This is a genomic window from Rhodanobacter sp. FW101-FHT13A11, from assembly GCF_058790335.1.
In genome coordinates, this window is sequence record NZ_JBYTCN010000001.1 from 481,861 (window position 1) to 502,347 (window position 20,487).

At 68.7% G+C, this 20,487-nt stretch carries 23 protein-coding genes; 8 read left to right on the top strand and 15 right to left on the bottom strand.

Annotated features, from left to right (window positions below):
* Positions 1 to 43 precede the first annotated feature (43 nt).
* Together dinB and AC3WRN_RS02165 are read left to right on the top strand one after the other, a co-directional pair.
* A complete protein-coding gene (gene dinB / locus AC3WRN_RS02160; protein WP_492621757.1) occupies positions 44 to 1,090 on the top strand; it encodes a DNA polymerase IV in 1,047 nt (348 codons plus the stop codon).
* Positions 1,091 to 1,251: 161 nt separating this feature from the next.
* Complete coding sequence (locus tag AC3WRN_RS02165) at positions 1,252 to 1,539, top strand: hypothetical protein (RefSeq protein WP_492621680.1); 288 nt, start codon at positions 1,252 to 1,254, stop codon at positions 1,537 to 1,539.
* 165 nt (positions 1,540 to 1,704) lie between these two features.
* On the opposite strand, the gene AC3WRN_RS02170 is transcribed toward AC3WRN_RS02165, so the two are convergent.
* Complete coding sequence (locus AC3WRN_RS02170; protein WP_492621681.1) at positions 1,705 to 2,031, bottom strand: DUF6249 domain-containing protein; 327 nt, start codon at positions 2,029 to 2,031, stop codon at positions 1,705 to 1,707.
* Between the two features lie 122 nt (positions 2,032 to 2,153).
* On the opposite strand from AC3WRN_RS02170, the gene AC3WRN_RS02175 reads away from it, so the two are divergent.
* Both AC3WRN_RS02175 and AC3WRN_RS02180 read left to right on the top strand, forming a co-directional pair.
* A complete protein-coding gene (locus AC3WRN_RS02175; RefSeq protein WP_492621682.1) occupies positions 2,154 to 2,735 on the top strand; it encodes an RNA polymerase sigma factor in 582 nt (193 codons plus the stop codon).
* Positions 2,732 to 3,211, top strand: coding sequence for a hypothetical protein (locus AC3WRN_RS02180; protein ID WP_492621683.1), 480 nt, complete (start codon positions 2,732 to 2,734; stop codon positions 3,209 to 3,211). The genes AC3WRN_RS02175 and AC3WRN_RS02180 overlap by 4 nt, the downstream gene beginning before the upstream one ends.
* Before the next feature lie 225 nt (positions 3,212 to 3,436).
* On the opposite strand, the gene dapB is transcribed toward AC3WRN_RS02180, so the two are convergent.
* The 3 genes from dapB to aceF are packed head-to-tail and all read right to left on the bottom strand — an operon-like array spanning position 3,437 to position 7,541.
* The gene (gene dapB / locus AC3WRN_RS02185; protein ID WP_492621684.1) at positions 3,437 to 4,237 is read right to left on the bottom strand and encodes a 4-hydroxy-tetrahydrodipicolinate reductase; all 801 of its coding nucleotides are present in this window, start codon (positions 4,235 to 4,237) and stop codon (positions 3,437 to 3,439) included.
* Between the two features lie 46 nt (positions 4,238 to 4,283).
* The gene (gene lpdA, locus AC3WRN_RS02190; RefSeq protein WP_492621685.1) at positions 4,284 to 6,068 is read right to left on the bottom strand and encodes a dihydrolipoyl dehydrogenase; all 1,785 of its coding nucleotides are present in this window, start codon (positions 6,066 to 6,068) and stop codon (positions 4,284 to 4,286) included.
* A 15-nt stretch (positions 6,069 to 6,083) separates the two neighbouring features.
* Positions 6,084 to 7,541: a dihydrolipoyllysine-residue acetyltransferase gene (gene aceF, locus AC3WRN_RS02195; RefSeq protein ID WP_492621686.1), complete on the bottom strand. Its 1,458-nt coding sequence runs from the start codon at positions 7,539 to 7,541 to the stop codon at positions 6,084 to 6,086.
* A gap of 180 nt (positions 7,542 to 7,721) precedes the next feature.
* Between aceF and AC3WRN_RS02200 the strand changes: the two genes are divergently transcribed.
* On the top strand, positions 7,722 to 8,606 hold the full coding sequence (locus AC3WRN_RS02200; RefSeq protein WP_492621687.1) for an ABC transporter ATP-binding protein: 885 nt from the start codon (positions 7,722 to 7,724) through the stop codon (positions 8,604 to 8,606).
* Between the two features lie 128 nt (positions 8,607 to 8,734).
* Positions 8,735 to 12,349 carry an ABC transporter permease/M1 family aminopeptidase gene (locus AC3WRN_RS02205; RefSeq protein ID WP_492621688.1) on the top strand — a complete coding sequence of 1,205 codons (3,615 nt, stop codon included), beginning with the start codon at positions 8,735 to 8,737 and terminating at the stop codon, positions 12,347 to 12,349.
* A 2-nt stretch (positions 12,350 to 12,351) separates the two neighbouring features.
* Here AC3WRN_RS02205 and AC3WRN_RS02210 read toward each other — a convergent pair whose 3' ends face one another.
* The 9 genes from AC3WRN_RS02210 to AC3WRN_RS02250 form a co-directional block, all read right to left on the bottom strand.
* Positions 12,352 to 13,200 (bottom strand): mechanosensitive ion channel family protein, encoded by an 849-nt coding sequence (locus AC3WRN_RS02210; protein ID WP_492621689.1) that lies wholly within the window; start codon positions 13,198 to 13,200, stop codon positions 12,352 to 12,354.
* A 93-nt stretch (positions 13,201 to 13,293) separates the two neighbouring features.
* Positions 13,294 to 13,602, bottom strand: a complete 309-nt coding sequence (locus AC3WRN_RS02215) for a DUF2845 domain-containing protein (protein WP_492621690.1) — start codon at positions 13,600 to 13,602, stop codon at positions 13,294 to 13,296.
* A 63-nt stretch (positions 13,603 to 13,665) separates the two neighbouring features.
* Positions 13,666 to 13,938 carry a DUF2845 domain-containing protein gene (locus AC3WRN_RS02220; protein ID WP_492621691.1) on the bottom strand — a complete coding sequence of 91 codons (273 nt, stop codon included), beginning with the start codon at positions 13,936 to 13,938 and terminating at the stop codon, positions 13,666 to 13,668.
* A 29-nt stretch (positions 13,939 to 13,967) separates the two neighbouring features.
* A complete protein-coding gene (locus AC3WRN_RS02225; protein ID WP_492621692.1) occupies positions 13,968 to 14,543 on the bottom strand; it encodes a DUF924 family protein in 576 nt (191 codons plus the stop codon).
* A gap of 11 nt (positions 14,544 to 14,554) precedes the next feature.
* A complete protein-coding gene (locus AC3WRN_RS02230; protein ID WP_492621693.1) occupies positions 14,555 to 14,995 on the bottom strand; it encodes a DUF2383 domain-containing protein in 441 nt (146 codons plus the stop codon).
* Between the two features lie 129 nt (positions 14,996 to 15,124).
* Positions 15,125 to 15,877 carry a DUF2884 family protein gene (locus AC3WRN_RS02235; RefSeq protein WP_492621694.1) on the bottom strand — a complete coding sequence of 251 codons (753 nt, stop codon included), beginning with the start codon at positions 15,875 to 15,877 and terminating at the stop codon, positions 15,125 to 15,127.
* A gap of 67 nt (positions 15,878 to 15,944) precedes the next feature.
* Positions 15,945 to 16,355, bottom strand: coding sequence for a hypothetical protein (locus tag AC3WRN_RS02240; protein WP_492621695.1), 411 nt, complete (start codon positions 16,353 to 16,355; stop codon positions 15,945 to 15,947).
* Between the two features lie 62 nt (positions 16,356 to 16,417).
* Positions 16,418 to 16,951 (bottom strand): peroxiredoxin, encoded by a 534-nt coding sequence (locus tag AC3WRN_RS02245; protein WP_492621696.1) that lies wholly within the window; start codon positions 16,949 to 16,951, stop codon positions 16,418 to 16,420.
* A 115-nt stretch (positions 16,952 to 17,066) separates the two neighbouring features.
* Positions 17,067 to 17,525, bottom strand: a complete 459-nt coding sequence (locus AC3WRN_RS02250) for a hypothetical protein (RefSeq protein ID WP_492621697.1) — start codon at positions 17,523 to 17,525, stop codon at positions 17,067 to 17,069.
* A 252-nt stretch (positions 17,526 to 17,777) separates the two neighbouring features.
* Between AC3WRN_RS02250 and AC3WRN_RS02255 the strand changes: the two genes are divergently transcribed.
* Both AC3WRN_RS02255 and AC3WRN_RS02260 read left to right on the top strand, forming a co-directional pair.
* Positions 17,778 to 18,194 (top strand): universal stress protein, encoded by a 417-nt coding sequence (locus tag AC3WRN_RS02255; RefSeq protein ID WP_492621698.1) that lies wholly within the window; start codon positions 17,778 to 17,780, stop codon positions 18,192 to 18,194.
* Between the two features lie 135 nt (positions 18,195 to 18,329).
* A complete protein-coding gene (locus tag AC3WRN_RS02260; protein ID WP_492621699.1) occupies positions 18,330 to 19,151 on the top strand; it encodes a ferritin-like domain-containing protein in 822 nt (273 codons plus the stop codon).
* Positions 19,152 to 19,154: 3 nt separating this feature from the next.
* On the opposite strand, the gene AC3WRN_RS02265 is transcribed toward AC3WRN_RS02260, so the two are convergent.
* Positions 19,155 to 19,610: a DUF6491 family protein gene (locus AC3WRN_RS02265; RefSeq protein ID WP_492621700.1), complete on the bottom strand. Its 456-nt coding sequence runs from the start codon at positions 19,608 to 19,610 to the stop codon at positions 19,155 to 19,157.
* 61 nt (positions 19,611 to 19,671) lie between these two features.
* Positions 19,672 to 20,403 (bottom strand): hypothetical protein, encoded by a 732-nt coding sequence (locus tag AC3WRN_RS02270; RefSeq protein WP_492621701.1) that lies wholly within the window; start codon positions 20,401 to 20,403, stop codon positions 19,672 to 19,674.
* Between the last annotated feature and the right edge of the window lie 84 nt (positions 20,404 to 20,487).

Below are 20,487 nucleotides of genomic sequence, written 5' to 3' on the forward strand. Positions count from 1 at the left end.
GTCCGCGTTGTCCGCCTCGCCGCGCAAGATCCTCCACGTCGACATGGACGCGTTCTACGCGTCGGTGGAGCAGCGCGACGACCCCTCGCTGCGCGGCAAGCCGGTGGCGGTGGCCTGGCGCGGCGCGCGCTCGGTGGTGTGCGCGGCCAGCTACGAGGCGCGCGTGTTCGGCGTGCGCTCGGCGATGCCGGCGATCCGCGCCGAGCGGCTGTGCCCGCAGCTGATCTTCGTGCCGCCGGACTTCGCGCGCTACAAGGCGGTATCGCGGCAGGTGCGCGAGATCTTCGCGCGGCACACCGAGCTGATCGAGCCGCTGTCGCTGGACGAGGCCTACCTCGACGTCACCGTGACCCGCAGCGGGCTGGGTTCGGCCACCGCCACCGCCGAGGCGATCCGCGCGGCGATCCGCGCGGAAACGCAGCTGACCGCCTCGGCCGGGGTGGCGCCGAACAAGTTCCTGGCCAAGATCGCCTCGGACTTCCGCAAGCCCGACGGCCTGTTCGTGATCCGGCCGCACCAGGTCGAGGCCTTCCTCACCCCGCTGCCGGTGGGCCGCCTGCCCGGCGTGGGCAAGGTGATGGAGGCGAAGCTGGCCGCGCTCGGCATCGCCACCGTGGGCGAGCTGCGCGCGTTCGCGCTGGCGGAACTGGAGCAGCGCTTCGGCCGCTGGGGCCGGCGCCTGCACGAGCTGGCGCGCGGCATCGACGAGCACCCGGTGCAGCCGGAACGGCCCACCCTGCAGATCTCCGCCGAGGACACCTTCGAGCACGACCTGCGGCTCGACGAACTCGAACCGCACATCCGCCGGCTTGCCGAAAAGGCCTGGGCCGGCCACCAGCGCGAGCGTGGCCGGGTGGCGCGCACCGTGGTGCTGAAACTGAAGACCGCGGACTTCCACACGCTGACCCGCAGCCTCACCCCGTCGGCGCGGCCGATGTCCGCCGGCGAACTGGCCGACCTCGCCTGCGCCCTGCGCGAGCGCGTCGAGCGCCCGGCCGACAGCCGCTACCGCCTGGTCGGCGTGGGCCTGGCCGGCTTCGTCGAACGCGACAGCTACCAGGCGCAGACCGACCTGTTCGATGATATTTGACGCGATACGCAGGCCGACCGGCCGTCGCCCGGGCACCGCCGTGTGACAGGGTTCTCACGCAGTTTCTTGCGCATATCCGCCATTCATCCTGCCGCCCGGACCCGGCCCTATCGTGGATGCGCCATGCACCGCCTGGCCCACTACCTACTGGAGATCACGCCATGACCAAGACCATCACCGCCGTCCTGATTGCCGCCGCCTTCGCCCTGCCGATCTCGTTCGCCATCGCCGCCCCGCAGCATGGCGCGGGTGGTGGCCACACCCCGCCCAGCGCACCGTCCATGCCGATGAACCACGACGCGCATGGCGACGCGGTGTCCAACGCTGCGCACACGGCGAAGGCGGACGATACCAATGTCGGCAAGGCCGTCAGCCCGGTCGCCAGCGACAAGAACCAGGGCAAGCACGAGGCCAAGGGCCACTCGAAGACCCATCACCATCACCACTGAGCATCCTGCGCACCCATGCGCGGCGAAGGGCCGGATCGCATGATCCGGCCCTTCGTTTTTGTCCGCCGCGCGGTCGACTGCAGCCAGTCGCGGAAAAACGCGCGGCGCGGCCACCGACCCGCTTCGCACGCATGCCGGCGACGCGGTGGGCATCCGCCGGCGGATCTAGCCGATGCGCCGCGAGATCGCGAAGAACGCCAGGTTGCCCAGCCCGGTCATGCCCGCCAGCACGGCGACCAGGCCGGGGGTGACGTCCTGCCAGCCGAACCACTGGATCAGGCCGAAACCGAGCGCCAGCGCGACCAGCACGATGCCCCAGCGCAGCGAGGAGTGGCGCCGGCGCAGCTCCTCGTCGCGCAGCAGCGAGTTGACCAGCTCCTCCGAGCCGCCGGCGTTGACCATCTGCCGGCGCACCCTCGCGTCCACTACCACCTTGATCGCGTAGGCGATGCAGACGAACAGGCTGATCGGGATCAGGATTTCGAAATTCATGGCGGCTTTCCTTGTGGCGGGTACGGGATGGTGGACGTTCGAGACCTTGGATACAGAAAGCCCGCGAACGGTTGCAACAAAGTGCTTGCAACCGTTTCCCGCCTGCGCGTATCCCTTGCCCCATGGATGACACCCGCAGCAGCCCCGACCGCGACCTGGTCGACGCCGTGCTGGCCCACCGGCCGGGCGCGTTCGAACACCTCGTGCGCGAACACCAGGGGCTGTGCTGGCACATCATCCAGCGCATGGTGCGCAACCCGGAGGACGCGCGCGAACTGTGCCAGGACACCTTCCTGCGCGTGCACCAGTGCCTGCACCAGTACCGCTACGAGAGCGCGCTGAAATCCTGGATCGGGCGCATCGCCTACACCATCGCGCTGCGCCACCTGCAGCGCAAGCGCATCCCGCTGGTCGACCACGGCGGCGACAGCGACGACTACGCGCTGGTGGAAAACATCGGCGACGGCTTCGACCTGGAAGCGGCCTGCGCCGACGAGGAAACCCGGCGGCACCTGCATGCGGCGATCGAGCAACTGCCGCCCTTGCAGCGCACGCTGCTGACGCTGTATTACCTGGAAGAAACGACCATCCCGGAGATCACGCGGATCACCGGCCTGGCCAGCGGCACCATCAAGAGCCACTTGTTCCGCTCACGCCTGCGCCTGCGCGGCGCGCTCGAAGCACGGACCGGAGTTGCAGCATGATCCAGCACACCGACGACCCCATCCCCCCCTTCGACGACGCAGCGCACGAGCGCGAATGGCTGGCGCAGGAAAGCGCGATGCGGCGCGAGCGCCTGCAGCTCGATCCCGCCGGCGACGATGCGCGCAGCCGGCGCTACCGGCTGCTCGCGCGCGCCTTGCGCGAACCGTTGCCGGATACGTTGCCGGCGGATTTCGCGCAGCGGCTGGCCGCACGGGTTGCCGCCAGCCCGGATCGGCGAGCGGCATCCGACACGCGTTTCGAATTCGCCCTGATGCTGGTACTGGCGACCGCGCTGGCCGTGGCCGCAGGCGTGGTGATGGCGATGTACGGCGGCGCGTGGCTGCCGTCGTTCATCACGATCCTGCCCACCCCGAATGCACCCGCCACCCGCTGGCTGCTGGCGCTGGCCGGCTGCCTCGGCGCGTCATGGCTGCTGGGGCAATGGCAACGGCACGCGCAGGGAAAGGCGCGTTGAGATGCCTGCCTCTTGCGCACGGCACGCAGGCTCGACCGCGTAGGGCGGACACTGTCCGCCGCTCTTGCCACTCTTCCGCAGCGCGCCGAAAAACCGGCGGGCCGTGCCCGCCCTACGCAGCTCCCGGACCGCCTGTAGGAGCGCACCCTGTGCGCGATGCTTTTCGGTGCCGTGACGGAGAGCATCGCGCACAGGGTGCGCTCCTACAGCCGCGCGGCAAACGCGTCACAGCTCCAGCACCGCATCCAGTCCGCGATGCAGGCCAACCAGGCCACCCACCTTACGGATCGCCAGCAGCGCGCCGTCCACGTAGGGTTTCGCGCTGCTGCCGGCGTTGTGGCGGATCGTCAGCGTCTGGTCCGGCAGGCCGAAGATCGCCTCGGCACCGAGTACGAAGCCAGGCAGGCGCACCGCATGCACCTGGCTGCCGGCCAGCGTGCCGCCGCGCGTCTCGCGCAGGCCAACGGTCTGCTCCAGCGGCACTTCCAACTGCGGCTGGCGCTGCCGGCCCATACGCATGGCCAGCTCGCGCACGGTGCCGCTGGGCGCGTCCGGCTTGCCGGCATAGGCGTAGTCGATGATCTCCCACTGCGGCAGCAGCTTCGCCGCCATCTCGGCGAACCTGATCAGCAGCACTGCGGTCAGCGCGAAGTTGCTGCAGGCGAGCACGCCGCGCCCGCACTCGCGCGCGACGGCGTCGATCTGCGCGTAGTCCTCGTCGGTGAGGCCCGAGGCGCCCACCACCACATGGGCGCCGTGTTCCAGCGCGGCGAGGATGTTCGCCCTGGCGGTATCGGGGTGGGTGTACTCGACGAACACGTCGCAGGGCGTGGCCAGCGCCTTGGCCGCACTGGCGAACACCGGCGTGGCGATACCGGCATCGCCCAGCGCCGCGCCCAGCGGCAGGCCGGCGTGCCGGCGCGATACCGCGGCGACCAGTTGCAGGTCCGCGCTGGCGGCCACGCCGCGCGCCAGCTCCGAACCGGCCCAGCCGGTGGCGCCGGCAAGGCATACCTTCAGCGACATGGCCACCTCCTCGTCATGCGTTTGCCGCGACGGAGCGCGGCGGGGGTCACTTCTTCTTCGGCATGTACAGGTCGGTGATCGTGCCTTCGTACACTTCCGCCGCCATGCCGACCGATTCGCCCAGGGTCGGATGCGGGTGGATGGTGAGTGCGATGTCGGCGGCTTCGCTGCCCATCTCGATCGCCAGTGCCAGCTCGGAGATAAGGTCGCCGGCATTCACCCCGACGATGCCGGCACCGACGATGCGATGGGTTGCCTCGTCGAAGATCAGCTTGGTGAAACCTTCGGTACGGTCGATGCCGATCGCGCGGCCGCTGGCGGCCCACGGGAACTTGCCCACGCCGACCTTCAGGCCTTTCTCCTTCGCCTCGCGCTCGCTCACGCCGACCCAGGCCACTTCCGGGTTGGTGAACGCCACCGACGGAATCACCCGCGCGTCGAAATGGCTCTTCAGGCCAGCCACCACCTCGGCCGCCACATGCGCCTCGTGGGTGGCCTTGTGCGCCAGCATCGGCTGGCCGACCAGATCGCCGATCGCGAAAATGTGCGGCACGTTGGTGCGCATCTGCGAGTCGACGTTGATGAAACCGCGCTCGGTGACGGCGACGCCGGCCTTGTCCGCGCCGATCTTGCCGCCGTTCGGCGAGCGCCCCACCGACACCAGCACGCGGTCGAACAGCGTGGTCGCGGGGATGCTGTCACCCTCGTAGCTGACCTCGATGCCCTTCTTGGTGGCCTTCGCCTCGACCACCTTGGTCTTCAGGTGCACGCCCTTGAGCCGGCTGCCCAGGCGTTTGGCCAGCGGCCGGATCAGGTCCGCATCGGCGCCGGGGATGAGCTGGTCCATGAACTCGACCACGGTCACTTCGCTGCCCAGCGCGGCATACACGGTGGCCATTTCCAGGCCGATGATGCCGCCGCCGACGACTAGCAACTTCTTGGGCACGTCGCGCAGTTCCAGCGCGCCGGTGGAGTCGACGATACGCTCGTCGTCCCACGGGAACGACGGCAGCTTCACCGACTGCGAACCGGCGGCGATGATCGCGTACTCGAAGCGGACCAGCTTCACGCCGTCCTTCGTCTGCACTTCCATTTCATTCGGCGACACGAACGTGCCCACGCCCTCGACCGTGCGCACCTTGCGCTGCTTCGCCATCGAGGCGAGCCCGCCAGTGAGCTGGCCGACCACCTTGCCCTTGAAGCTGCGCAGCTTGTCGATGTCGATCTTCGGCGCGCCGAAGCTGACGCCGTGCGCGGCCATCGCTTCTGCCTCGTCGATCACTGCCGCCGCGTGCAGCAATGCCTTGGACGGGATGCAGCCGACGTTGAGGCAGACGCCGCCGAGACTGGCGTAGCGTTCCACCAGCACGGTGTCGACGCCCAGGTCGGCGGCGCGGAACGCGGCGCTGTAGCCGCCGGGGCCGGAGCCGAGCACGACCAGCTTGCATTCGATGTCGGCCTTGCGGCCGGAGGCACCCGCGGCCTGCGGCGCCGGCGCACTCCCTCCCCTGCTGGCAGGGGAGGGTTGGGGAGGGGTAGCCGCCGGTGCAGCCTGCTTGGGCGCCTCGGCTTTCGGCGCCGCGGCATCGCCAGCCACTCCCAGCACGGCGATCACCGCCCCCTCGGACACCTCATCGCCCACCTTGAGCTTAAGTTCCTTGATCACGCCGGCGGCGCTGGAGGGAATCTCCATGGTCGCCTTGTCCGACTCCAGCGTGATCAGGCTCTGCTCCTTCGCCACCGTGTCGCCGGCCTTCACCAGCACTTCGATCACCGGCACGTTGTCGTGGCCGCCGATGTCGGGAACCTTGATCTCGATCGTGTTCGCCATCGTCATCGCCTCCGGTCAGAGCAGCAGCCGGCGGACGTCGCCGAGCTGGTTGGCCAGGAAGCTGGCGAAGCGCGCGGCGAGCGCGCCGTCGATCACCCGGTGGTCGTACGACAGCGACAGCGGCAGGACCAGCCGCGGCGCGAATTCCTTGCCGTTCCACAGCGGCTTCATCACCGACTTGGAGACGCCGAGGATGGCGACTTCCGGCGCGTTGACGATCGGCGTGAAGTAGGTGCCGCCGATGCCGCCGAGCGAGCTGATCGAGAAGCAGCCGCCGGACATCTCGGCCGGGCCGAGCTTCTTGTCGCGCGCCTTCTTCGAGATCTCGGCGAGGTCGCGCGCCAGGTCGAGCAGGCCCTTCTTGTCGCAGTCGCGGATCACCGGCACCACCAGGCCGTCGGGCGTGTCCACCGCGATGCCGATGTGGAAGTACTTCTTCAGGATCAGCTTCTCGCCCGACTCGTCGAGCGAGGCGTTGAACTGCGGGAACGCCTTCAGCGCGGCCACCACCGCCTTGATCTGGAATACCAGCGGGCTGATCTTCAGGTCCTTGTTCTCGGCGCCGAGCTGCTTGCGGAACGCCTCCATCTCGGTGATGTCGGCGTCCTCGTGCTGGGTGACGTGCGGGATCATCGCCCAGTTGCGCGCCAGGTTCGCGCCGGAGATCTTCTGGATGCGCGACAGCGGCTTTTCCTCGATCTCGCCGAACTTGGCGAAGTCGACCTTCGGCCACGGCAGCAGGTTCAACCCGCCCACCGAGGCGGACGCGCCGGCCACCGGGCGCGCGCCGGAAGCGAGCGCGTGCTTGACGTAGGCGCTGACGTCCTCGCGCTGGATGCGGCCGCCGCGGCCGCTGCCCTTCACCTGCTGGATGTCCACGCCTAGCTCGCGCGCGAACGCGCGGATCGCCGGGCTCGCGTACGGCGCGTCGCCGGGCATCACGATACTGGCGTCGAGCGGCCGGCGCGTGCTCGGCGGCAGGTCGCCCTCGGGCACGTTGCCGGGCTGCACGCCCTGGCCGGCGATCGGCGAGGGCTTCGGTTCGGCAGGGGCGGAAACTGGTGGCTTCACCGCTTCGGGCGCACCCTCGCCCCTGCCCTCGGCAATTGCTCCCTGCATTGCTCTACCTCCCGCATCCTTGCGGTCGTCTCCCGCGGCGGGAGAGGGGGACGTGGAGACGGCTGCACCATCGGCTTCGATGACGGCGATCACCGCGCCCTCGGAGACCTCATCGCCCACCTTCAGCTTCACTTCCTTCACCGTGCCGGCGAACGGCGAAGGCACTTCCATGGTCGCCTTGTCCGATTCCAGCGTGATCAGGCTCTGCTCCTTCTCCACCCGGTCGCCGGCCTTGACCAGCACTTCGATGACGGGAACGTCCGCGTGGCCGATATCGGGGACGCGGGCTTCTTTGAGGTCGGCCATGGTGACTCCTGCTGGCGATGGCGTACCGCTCGGGGATGGCGGCCGCATACAAGACCGCAATCATAGCGAAGGCGGGCCGGTTTCGTATGCCCGGATCGGGCTTTCCGGAAGGCCGAGCGGCTACCATGCGCATGCGTATGCATGACCTTGAGCGCACGCAAACCGGGGATTCGTCCCGTACCCTGAAAGCCGATGACCCGGCCGCGCGGACGGCCCAGGAAGGAAGCCATGCTGACGATTCGCGACCTGTCGAAAACCTACGCCAACGGCGTGCGGGCGCTGCGCGGCGTATCGCTGGACATTCCCAGCGGCATGTTCGGCCTGCTCGGCCCGAACGGCGCCGGCAAGTCGTCGCTGATGCGCACGATCGCCACGCTGCAGGACCCGGACGAAGGCACGATCCGGCTGGACGGGATGGATCTGCTCGCCGACAAGCAGGCCACCCGCCGCCTGCTCGGCTACCTGCCGCAGGAGTTCGGCGTGTACCCGAAGGTCTCGGCCGAGGCGATGCTGGAGCACTTCGCCGTGCTCAAGGGCGTCACCGTCAAGGCCGAGCGGCGCGAGCTGGTGGAATCGCTGCTGCGCCAGGTGAACCTGTGGGACGTGCGCAAGCGCAAGCTCGGCACCTATTCCGGCGGCATGCGCCAGCGCTTCGGCATCGCGCAGGCGCTGATCGGCGACCCGCGCCTGGTGATCGTCGACGAACCCACGGCGGGGCTCGATCCGGAGGAGCGCAACCGCTTCCTCAACCTGCTGGCCGAGATCGGCGAGCGGGTGGTGGTGATCCTGTCCACGCATATCGTGGAGGACGTCACCGACCTGTGCTCGCACATGGCGATCATCGGCCAGGGCCAGGTGCTGCTCAGCGGCGAACCGGCCGAGGCGATCCGCTCGCTGGATGGCCGCGTGTGGCGGCGCACGGTCGACAAGTCCGAGCTGGACGGCTACCGCGCCCGCATGAACATCCTGTCCACCCGCCTCGCCGGCGGCCGCACCCTGCTGCACGTGCTGGCCGATGCGCTGCCGGAAGAAGGCTTCGAACCCGTCGCGCCCGACCTGGAAGACGTCTACTTCGGCCGCCTGCGCGCGCAGGCCGTCGCCCGCGCCGCCTGAGCGCACCCGATACCCCGCCGTAGGAGCCCGCTCGCGGGCGATGCTGTTGCTCTGATCTTTCATCGAGGCGTCAAGGCAACGGCATCGCCCGCGGGCGGGCTCCTACGGCAGCCAGACAGGGATCATTGATGTTCTCGCAGTCGACATTCTTCGAAATCCTCCGTTTCGAACTGCGCCAGCAGCTGAAGGCGCCGCTGTTCTGGATCATCGCGGCGGTATTCGGCGCGCTGGCCTTCGCGCTGGCCAGCACCGACGCGGTGGTCGTCGGCGGCGCCAGCGGCAACGTGCTGCGCAACGCGCCGCTGGTGATCGCGCGGCTGCTCGGCGTGCTCACCGTGCTCAGCATCTTCCTGGTGACGGTGTGCGTGGCCGGCGCAGCGCTGCGCGATTTCGACCACCGCACCGCGGAGCTGTTCTTCACCACGCCGATGAGCCACGGTGCCTACCTCGGCGGCCGCTTCGCCGCCGGCTATCTCGCCGCGCTGGCGGTCATGCTGGCCTGCGCGCTGGGCCTCGCCGTCGGCGGCCTGATGCCGTGGATCGATGCGACGCGGCTGGGCCCGGCGAGCTGGCATGGCTATGCGTGGGCGTTCGGCGTGATGGTGGTGCCGGACATGCTGTTCATCGCCGCGCTGCTGTTCCTGCTCGCCACCACCACGCGTTCGCTGCTGGCCACCTACATCGGCCTGATCGCCTACTTCGTGCTGAACTCCGTCGTCGGCCTGCTGACCCGCGACGTCAACAATCATTTCATCGCCGCCATGCTCGACCCGTTCGGCGGCCGCACCCTGGCCCTGGTCACGCGCTACTGGTCGGCCGACCAGGCCAACCACGACCTGCCCGCGCTGAACGGCGTGCTGCTGTTCAACCGGGTGCTGTGGAGTGCGGTCGGCGTGGCCATGCTGGGCGTCGCCGTGGCGCTGTTCCGCCCGAATCGCGAAGGCCTGCAGCTGCCGCGACGCAGGAAGCGGGCCGAGCCGCCGCTGCTGCGCCCGCAAGCCGGCGCCGCCACGCCGACCTTGCCGAAGGTGCGCCTGGCTGACGACCTGCGCGCGCACCTGCTGCAGCTGCGCACGCAGTTCGTGTTCGACACCTTGGGGGTACTGCGCGGGGTGCCGTTCCTGGTCATGCTGGCGCTCGGGCTGTTCAACCTGATCTTCGCGCTCGCGCTGTCCAGCCAGATCTACGGCACCGCCACCTGGCCGGTGACGCACCAGGTCCTGGAGAACGTGCGCGGCGGCTTCCAGTGGCTGCTCTACATCATCATCACGTTCTACGCCGGCGAGCTGGTGTGGCGCGAACGAAGCCAACGCTCGGCCGAGGTCAGCGACGCGTTCCCGGTACCGGACTGGGTGCCGCTGACCGCCAAGCTGGGCGCCTTGCTGGCGGTGATCGCCACGTTCCTGCTGATTGGCGCGGTCGTGGGCATCGGCTGGCAGCTGGGCCATGGCTATACGCACCTGGAACCCGGGCTGTACCTGGCCGCGCTGGCATTGAATGCGATGCCGTTCGCGCTGCTGGCGGTGCTGGCGCTGTTCCTGCAGGTGCTGTCGAACAACAAGTTCCTCGGCTACCTGCTGACCATCGTGTGGTTCGTCTGCCAGATCGGCTTCGGCCTGCTGCACTGGGAGCAGAACCTGTACAACTACGGCAATGCCCCCGCCACGCCGTATTCGGACATGAACGGTTTCGGGCATTTCCTCGAGGCTGCGCTGTGGTTCGACTTCTACTGGGCCAGCTGTGCCGTGGCGCTGCTGGTGCTGGCGGCGCTGTTCTGGGTGCGCGGCACCGACCAGTCGTGGCGCGGGCGCCTGCGCGAGGCACGCGCGCGGCTGCACGCGCCGGCGAAGATCGTGCTGGCTGCGGCGCTGCTCGCGTTCATCGGCAGCGGCGCGTGGATCTACTACAACACCAACGTGCTGAACCACTTCCGGAACAGCACCGCGAAGACGATCCAGCGCGCCGACTACGAGAAGAAATACGCGAAGTACAAGAATCTGCCGCAGCCGCGCATCACCGCAGTGAAGGCTGATGTCGACATCTTCCCGTACCGGCGCCGGCTGGATATCCGCGGCCACTACACGCTGGTCAACCAGCACGACGCCCCGATCAGCGAGCTGCACGTGAACTTCAACGACGAGTTCGCCGTGAAGTCGCTCGCCTTCGCGCCGCACGACACGATCAGCGCGGACAGGGATCTCGGCTACACCATCTACCGGCTGAAGGCGCCGCTGGCGCCGGGCGCGTCGATGGACTTCGCGTTCACGCTGGAATACGCACCGAAGGGTTTCACCAACAGCCCGGAAGGCCAGTTCCTCGCCCACAACGGCACCTTCTTCAACAACAGCGTGATGCCGCAGTTCGGCTACCAGACCCAGGCGCAGCTGACCGACCGCAACGACCGGCGCAAGTACGGGCTTTCCGCCGAGGTGCCGCGGATGCCGAAGCTGGGCGACGAGAAGGCGCGCGCGAACACCTACATCAGCAACGACGCGGACTGGATCAGTTTCGACACCACCGTGTCCACCGCCGCCGACCAGATCGCGGTGGCGCCGGGTTATCTGCAGAAGGAGTGGACCGCCAACGGCCGGCGCTATTTCCACTACACCATGACCCAGGACGGCAAGGACCAGCCGATGCTGCCGTTCTTCTCGTACCTGTCGGCGCGCTACGCGGTGAAGCACGAGCACTGGAAGGGCGTGGACATCGCGGTGTACTACAACCCGGCGCACGCGTGGAACGTGGACCGGATGATCCAGGGCGCGAAGGATGCGCTGGACTATTACGACGCCAACTTCACGCCCTACCAGTTCAAGCAACTGCGCATCCTGGAATTTCCGAACTACGCCAGCTTCGCGCAGTCGTTCGCCAACACCATCCCGTACTCCGAGTCGATCGGCTTCATCGCCGACCTGCGCGACAAGAGCAAGATCGACTATGTCTACTACGTCACCGCCCACGAAGTGGCGCACCAGTGGTGGGCGCACCGGGTGATCGGTGCCAACATGCAGGGCTCGACCATGCTCAGCGAATCGCTGGCGCAGTACTCGGCGCTGATGGTGATGAAGCACAAGTACGGCGCCGACCAGATGCACAAGTTCCTGAAATACGAACTGGACGGCTACCTGGCCGGCCGCGCCACCGAGAAGCTGGCCGAGGAGCCGCTGGCAAAGGTGGAGAACCAGCAGTACATCCACTACAGGAAGGGCTCGCTGGTGTTCTACGCGCTGCAGGACTACATCGGCGAAGGCACGCTGAACGCGGTGCTGAAGCAGTTCCTGCTCGACAAGGGTTTCCAGCCGCCGCCGTACACCACCTCGCAGGAATTCATGGACGCGCTGGCGGAAGCCGTCGATCCGAAATGGAAGGGACTGCTGGATGACTTTTTCTGGAAGATCACCCTGTTCGACAACCGCCTCACCGACGCCACTGCGAAAAAACTACCGGATGGCAAGTACGAGGTGACCCTGAAGGTGCACGCCGGCAAGGTCTACGTCGACGGCACCGGCAGGGAAACCGCGGCGAAGCCGGACATCCCGATCGAGGTCGGCGTGTTCGCCGCCTCGCCCGGCGACGGCAGGGACGGCAGGCCGCTGTACCTGGAGAAGCGCCTGCTGCCCGACGGCGACAGCACGCTCACCGTCACCGTGGACGGCAAGCCCGCATTGGCCGGCATCGACCCTTACAACGAACTGATCGACAAGGTGTCCAGCGACAACCGCCGCGCGGTGACCGTGCCGTAGGCTCAGTCGGCCTTCGGCGCGCCCCGCACCAAGGTGACTTCCTGCGGCCCCACCGGGACGCTGATCCGGCGCGCGTCGATCTGCCGCTTGATCGCGTGCAGCAGGTCGGTCTGCGTGCTCCAGTTGTCGGCGCTGCGGGTCCAGCCGCGCAGCACCAGGTTCACCGTCTGCGCGGCCAGGCTCTCGATCCACACGCCGGGGGCCGGCTCTTTCAGGACACGTGGGTCCGCGGCCATCAGCTGCGTGATCGTCGCCATCACCCGGTCCGCGTCGTCGCGGTAGGCGATGCCGAGCTTCACTTCGAAGCGCCGCGTGCCCAGGCGGTTGTAGTTGACGATGACATCGCCGCCGATCTTCGCGTTCGGCAGGATCGCCTCGCGGTTGTCCGGCAGGACCAGCTGGGTGTGCATCAGGTTGATGGCGTGCACGGTGCCTTCGCTGCCGCCGGCGCTCACGTAGTCGCCGACCCGGAACGGCCGGAACACCACCAGCAGCACGCCCCATGCCAGGTTGCTGAGCGAACCCTGCAGGGCCAGGCCGATCGCCAGCCCGGCGGTGCCCAGCGCGGCGACCATCGGCGCCGACGGCACGCCCAGAACGCCCAGCGCGGTCACCAGCAGCAGGGCGACCAGCACGCCATAGGTGAGGTTGCGCAGGAAGCCGCTGAGCGTGGAATCGAAACTGGCGCGGCCCAGCGCGCGCTGCACGACATTGGCGAGCCGGCGCGCCACCCACATGCCGACCAGCAGCACCAGCAGGGCGCCGAGCAGGCGCAGGCCGATCTGCACCGCCTGGTCGGTATAGGCGGACATCGCACGGGTCGCTGCCGGCGCGACGGAAACATCGAACATGGCTTGCCTTCCGCAAAAAAACCGGAGGCCAGCCTAGCAGGAGAGCCGCGCCAACACCGCCAGGGCCGGCGGCGCGGGCGCCGCCACGGACGGCTAGAGCCGGCGGTCCTCGATCTCGCTGACCCGGCCGTCGACGATCGTCACCACGGTGACATGGCCGTCCCGGCGGTAGCGCCACTGTTCGCCGCCCTGCTTGTCGTCGACTACCCGGACGCCGCCGCGGCGGCTGCCGTGGCTGCGCGACTTGCGCGCGTGCGATTTCGACGAGGGCTTGCCCAGCAGCTCGACCACCCGTTCGCGGCTGTCGCCGGCGCTGAGCACCTGGTTGCCGATGCGCAAGGTGCTGGAGGCGTGCACGGCGGCACTGAACGCGAACAACGCGATGACGAGACGAATGCGCATGACCTGCTCCCTGGCCTGATTGGAATCCATGAATCCGCTGGCCGCCTTGCGACGACCCTTCGCTCAGCTGCGGCGGTCGTCGATGTCAGCGACCTTGCCGGCAATGATCGTCACCACGACCACATGGCCATTGTCGCGGGTGTATTGCCAGCGTTCGCCGAGATGCGCGCCGAACTTGTTCTCCACCGGTTCCTTGTAGGCCGGCGTGCCCAGCAAGGCGACCGCGTGCGTAGCGGTATCACCCACCGTCAACACCTGCTGCCCGACGCGGAGGGTCTGCCCTGCCTGGACCCCCAGGCTGAACGCCAGCAACGCAACCAACAGCAGACTGCGCATGACTTGCTCCTTCGCACGGCGGGTGCGTTTCAGAAACCGGCGCCCGGCTGCGCCAGGTAGTGCATTTCTTCCGGTGTGCCGGGGCGACCGAGTGCGGCGTTGCGATGAGGAAAGCGGCCGAAGCGCGCGATCACCTCGCCATGGCGCCGAGCATAGTCCAGGAAATCCCCGAACCGCAGGTGCTGTTCCGCCGGCACGTCGGCACACAGCGCTTCGAACAATGCCACCGAGCGCTGCTGCAATGCCCGGTCCTCCGCGTGTTCCAGCGGCAGGTAGGCGAATACGCGCCGCAGGGGCGGCAGTTGCCGGTCGTCGCCGCGGGCCAAGCCCGACAACGCGACGCGCTGCGCCCTGACGTCCTGTGCCCATGCGCGCGCATCGCCGCGATACAGGTTGCGCGGGCACTGGTCGAGCAGGATCAGCAGGGCCAGCCAGCCGGCCGGCGTGGCCGCCCAGTCATCCAGCCGGCCGGCCGCGGCGGCTTCCACCGCGGCGCCGAAGCGCGTGCGGATCCGCGCGTCGAACGCGGCATCGGCGGCGAACCAGTGGGCCTGGTTCGCTTCGTCGAACCAGAAATCGAGAACGTCCTGCGCGGTAGCGGGCATCGTCGCTCCGGTCAGTAGCGGGCGGTGCCGGCCAGGCTGTGCATGTCCAGGTGGATGCCAAGCAGGCGCGGCAGCTGCCGCCGCAGGACCAGCGCCAGCGCCGGCGGGGCGATGGCGATGGCGCGCTCGAAACGGTGCAGCAGGCCGCTTTCGCCATGGGCCAGCACGCGCAACCAAGCCTGGTCGCGGCGGCCGGCGCTGTGCACCAGCCATCCGGCCAGGTGCCGGTGCGCGACGCCGCACCAGCTGCCGCGCACGCAGGCCCGGCCGCCGCCGGCGCGCGACTGCGCCTGCAGGTCGGCAATCAGCAGGTCCAGCGTCCGCACGTTGTCGTTCAGCACCATGCGCAGGCCCGGCTCGCACGCCTTCGCGGCATGCCGGTACAGCTGGCGCAGGTCGATGCTGCGCCGGGTCAGGGCATGGCAGGTGGATGCTTGCAGGTGCCGCGGCATGGCCGCCTCCGGGCGGTGGGTGGCTCGACGGCGGCCATCCTCGTCCCTGCCCACTTAGCGGGAGATTAACCCGGTGCGCTTCGCCACCGGCCAGTCAGCCGCGAGTGGGCCGGCCATGCTTCGCGCGGCTCACGGCTGGATCTGCGGCAGGTCCAGCGGTCGTCCGTTGCTGCCGCGCACGCCTTGTTGCAACGACGCCAGCTGCCGGATCGACGGACACAGCGCCTCGATCTGCGGACGCAGCGCCTGCAGACGGGCCTGCACGCGCGGCTGCAGCCCGGTGGCCAGCGCGGCGGCACGGTCGCGCAGGCTGGCCGCCGCCTGCAGGTCGCCCGCCAGCGCCGCGCTGATCGCCTGCTGGCCGAGGTCGCCCGCCAGCAGCGGCAGCAGATCGCCGGCGACCTGGTTCATCAGCTGGTTGGCGGCGTCGCCCTGCCAGTCGCGGGTGCTCTGGCTGACCGAAATGCGGCGCTTCAGCTCGCTCGCGTGCGCCGCCAGCCGGCGCTCGAACTCGGCGCGGGTGGCGGCATCCAGCTGCATGCCGTCGGCCTCGGCGCGCAGCGCCTGCACCGCCATGTCCACGCCGTTGCGCGCCACCGTGCGCACCCGCGGCGCCAGCGCGCGCAGCTCGCGCTCGAACAGCACCAGGCGGTCCTCGTTCTCCGCATTCTGGGGTACCACGGCGCCATCGGTACGCAGCACCCCGTGCTGCAGCTCGACATGGAACGGCGCCGGCGTGGCCCGGTCGAACAGCAGGCTGTCGGGTTTCAGGGTGACGTCGTAGCTGCTGCTGGCGTGGCAGGTCGCCGCCAGGTCCTGCGCGTGCAGCGAGGCGGCGGCGAAAGGCAGGACGAGCAGCAAGAGCAATCGTGGCAGGCGCATGGATGGCTTCCGGATGGACTCCTCCAGCGATAGCCGACGCCGACGCAACCGCCGCTGAACTGGCCGCTCAACGGCGGCGCGGGTGGAACTGCGCGCGCACCGCCGGCCGCCCCAGTTGCCAGGCCAGCCACAGCAGCAGCGGCAGCGCGGCCCCCTTGAGCGCGAGACCGACCTGCCAGGTGCGTTCGGCCCGCGCGATCATCCACAGCGCCACCTCGCCCAGTTGCGGTTGCGCCTGCGCATGTTGGCGCGCGATGTCGAAATCGCCGGTGTGCTGCAGCATCAGCACACCGGTGACCAGCGTCCACACCGCCAGCAGCACGGCCAGCACCCGCATCGTCGGCCGCGCCCATGCCTGGCGCAGGATGCAGCCGGCGCACGCGGCGATCACCGCCAGCGCAGCCGCCAGGTAGGCGTATTCGGCGTGCCGCAGGTACTGCACGAACCCCATCGCGGCGAACAGCAACAGGATCCACACGGCGCTCGTCCACGCCGAAAAGCGCCTCGCCAACGCGGGGCCGGTACGCATCGCCAGCGACATCAGCGGGCCGCCTTCAGGCCGGTCAGGTCGCCCAGCACCTGGGCCGAGTTCTTCTCCGGATCGACGTCCACGTAGACCTTCGCGACCTTGCCCTGCGGGTCGACCAGGAAGGTGGTGCGCCTGGCGTAGTGCATGCCCAGGCGCGAGGACAGCACGCCGTAGGTGGTGGCCACGCTGCGATCCGCATCGGACAGCAGCGGGAACGGCACGTGGTATTTCGCGGCGAACTCGGCATGCGACTTCACGTCGTCGAGGCTCACCCCGACCACCTCGGCGCCAGCCTTGCGCAGCTTCGCGATGTCGTCGCGGAAGGTGCATACCTCGGTGGTGCAGCCGGGAGTGAAATCCTTCGGATAGAAGTACAGCACCAGCCAGTGGCCGCGGAAATCGGCCGGCGTGCGCCAGTGGCCGTTCTGGTCCTGCAAACGGAACGTCGGGGCGGCATCGCCGGCCTGCGGCGCGGCGGCGGATGCCGGGGCGACGAAGGCGCAGAACAGGCCCAACACGAGCAGGCGGGAAAAAAGATGACGCATGACGGTGGCGACTCCAGTTCGGGAAAGGAAAACCGGGGGACAGCCGCCACAGTCTACGCGTCGCGGCGGGGGAGGGTGCCGTCCGCCGCCCTCCCCCGCCGCACCATTGCGGGCGTCAGCGCTCGTTGATGCTGAACTTGCCCACCGAAATGCCCAGGTTCACGCCTTCGCCGGTGCCGGACAGCGCCAGCGAGGTGGTGCCCTTGGTCAGCAGTTGCACGGTGCCGCTCTTCACCACGCCGGCCTCGGCACCGGCCTGCACGTAGTCGCCATAGACGTCGGCGATGCCGTGTACCTTGCTGATCTCGCCCTTGCCGTTGTCGATGTGGTACTTGCCGGCCGTGAGGCCGCCACCGACCATGGCGATCTTCACGTTCGCGCGCTGGCCATTGTTGCAGGTGATCGTGCCGCTGCCCTCGGCATGCTTATAGATGAGCGACCAGCCGGACAGGTTGTAGACGAGATCGCATTTCACCGACGCTTCGGCGGCCTGTGCGCTGCCCGCGGGCCATGCCGTCATTGCACCGGCGCAGGCCAGGGCCAGGGCGGCCATTCCAAGAGTACGCTTGATCATGATGTTCTCCTTCCGGTTCGTGCGGGGGACAGGGGACGCGACCGGCCGCATGGATCGCGGGCTGCCGCGTGGTCCGAAATCGTGTTTACGGCAGCGTGACAGCGGTGTGCAGGAGCATGACTGCCCATTCAGGTTGTCGGCGCGAGCGCCGTGCCGGCAACGATTCGCAGGCCGCGCCGAGACTTGTGAGCGGACCGGGACCGTGCCTAGACTCGACCTGGCCCGATGCCGGATCACCGCGCAAGGAGAACCATGGTCAAGTATTCACTGGTGGGTTACGACGGCTCGGAAGCCTCGCGCCGCGCGCTCCAGTTCGCCATCGAGCTGGCCCGCTGCGGCAACGGCCGGGTGCGCGTGGTGTCGGTGCTGCAGGTGACCGAGGGCGGCGCGGACGCCTCGGCGCTGATGATGGCGGACTCCGGCACCCGGCGCGTGCGGGAGCTGCTGGAGGAACTCACCGCGATCGTGCCGGACGCCGACCGGCTGGTCGACGTCGAACTGGTCTACGGCAGCCCCGGCGACGTGCTGCTCAGCCAGGTCGAGCAGCATGGCGTGGACCACATCGTGATCGGCCACACCGAGCGCGGCGCGCTGGCGCGCTGGCTGCTCGGCTCGGTATCCGGCAACGTGCTGGCGCGTGCCCATGTGCCGGTGACGGTGGTGCGCTGAAGTGCGGCGACGCCGTCGTGCGAGTCGGGCCGCGTTAATCCGGCGCCGCGCCCGCGTCGTATCCTGTGTCATCTTTCTGTCACACGGGCGCCTGCCGCGACGGCCGGCGCCCGCCCTGCCCTGTGGGAAATCCGCTTGAGTTATTCCACCGCCCTGCCCTGGACCCTGGAAAGCATCGATCTGGACCGGATCGAGGTCGCGCGCATACGCCACGACGAGGACCTGTTCTTCCTGCTGTGCAGTTCGTCCTTCGTCGAGAGCGGCTCGGACCTGTACACGCAGAACCTGGTCCGCCACTTCGCCGACGACGAGGAACTGCGGGGCTGGCTCAGCCAGCACTGGGAGCAGGAGGAACTGCAGCACGGCCGCGCGCTGGCCGCCTACGTCAGGAAGGTCTGGCCGGAGTTCGACTGGGACAAGGGCTTCGCCGCGTTCTGGAACGAGTACGGCGCGGTATGCACCGCCGAGCAGCTCGAACCCGACCGCGGGCTGGAACTGGCCGCGCGCTGCGTGGTGGAAACCGGCACCGCCAGCCTGTACCGCGCGCTCAACGAGATCACCGACGAGCCGGTGCTGAAGCTGCTGACCAACCACATCAAGAGCGACGAAGTCCGCCACTTCAAGTATTTCTACCAGCATTACCGGCTGTACCGCGAGCGCGGGAGCTTCGGCCGCTACCAGGTGTTCCGGGTGATCCTGCGCCGGGTCAACGAGATCAAGAGCGAGGACAGCGACATCGCGCTGCGCCACGTGTTCAACCAGTGCTATCCGCAGCACCAGGGCAACGAGGCCGAGTTCCGCCGCATCAGCGACCGCGCCCAGGGCCTGCTGCGCCGGCACATTCCGGCCGCGATGACGGTGAAGATGCTGCTCAAGCCGCTGGACCTGCCCACGCGCCTGCAGAACGCGCTGGAAAAGCCGCTGGCGAAGATCACCGAGAAGCTGTTCCTGCACTGACGTTCACGGCGATCCGGCAGGCTGGTCCTTGCTGCGCGCCTTGCTGTCGATCTGCCGCTGCTCCTGCTGCGCGACCTTCAGGCGCTTCACGTCGACCGGGCGGATCCGGGTGATCGTGCAGGGGAAATTGCGCGCCCCGGTGAGCACCTTGTCGAAGCCGACCATCACCTGGCCGAGGTTGGAGGTGAGCCCGATCGCGTTGACGAATTCCAGCTCGTGGCAGCCGCCGAGGTCGAGCAGCCATGCCTCGTTCGGCCGCGTGTAGACCACCAGCTCGGTATCGCCCAGCGGCTCCCACGTGTACAGGCTGGAGTAGCGGAAGCTGCGCACCGGCGCGCCGGCCGCGGCGGCATACGCGGCCTGGCGCTCGTTGACGCGCTGCGTGTAGGGCGCGCCGGCGCAGGCGCCGAGCAGGGTGGTCAGGGTCGTCGCCAGCAGAAGCCGCGTCTTGGTGGTCATGTCGTCGGATTCCATCGGCGGGATGCATGAAAACGCACGAGACGGCTTTTCGCGTACCGCGCTACTTTTTTTTCTGCTTGCCGACGGCAACCCACTTGGCCGGGTCGAAGCCGGCCACTTCGTAGACCAGGGTCTGCTTCTTCTCGCCGTCGACCAGGGTGACGTCCAGCGCGATCTTCTTCGCCTTGCGCAGCATCGCGATGAAGCCGTTGTCGTCGCGGACCATCAGCGCCGGTTCGCCGGTAGACGGCGCGAACGCCTTGATCCGCACCGGCTTGCCGTCGGCGGTGCCGGCGATGGTGCAGTTGCCGCGGCAGACGAAGCCGGGCTTGCTGCCGTACAGGAACACGCTCTGGCCCCATTCGGTGTGCCGGCGCAGCACCAGCCGCACACGGTCGCCGCCGGCGGGCTGGCTGTTCTCGATGGCGGCGGTGGACTGCGTGCCGCCGGCCATCGGCGCCACCTGGTACAGCCACAGCCCGGCCAGCCGGTTCTTCTCGCTGGCCTCGGTGTAGCGCTGCTCGATCGCCGGCAGGGTCTGCTGCACTTCCTTCGCCGCGTCGCTGTCCGGGAACCGCTTGACGATGTCCTTGCCCATCGACACCGCCATCTCGTCGTTGCGGATGCGCAGCAGCTGGCGGTAGGTGTCGAGGTTGCGCGCCGCATCCGCCGCCTGCGCCTGCGCCGCCTGCTGTGGCGCGCCCGGTGCCGGCGCCCCGCCCTGCGAGCAACCGGCGAGCAGCGCGGCGACACAGAAAACCACGGCGGCGGAGCGGGAAAAGTCGGGATTCATCGGCGGGCTGCCTGGCGGGAACGGGAGGCTAGCTTGGAACGACCCGCCGCCGGCATGCAACCGGCGCCGCGCCAGGCCGGCCGG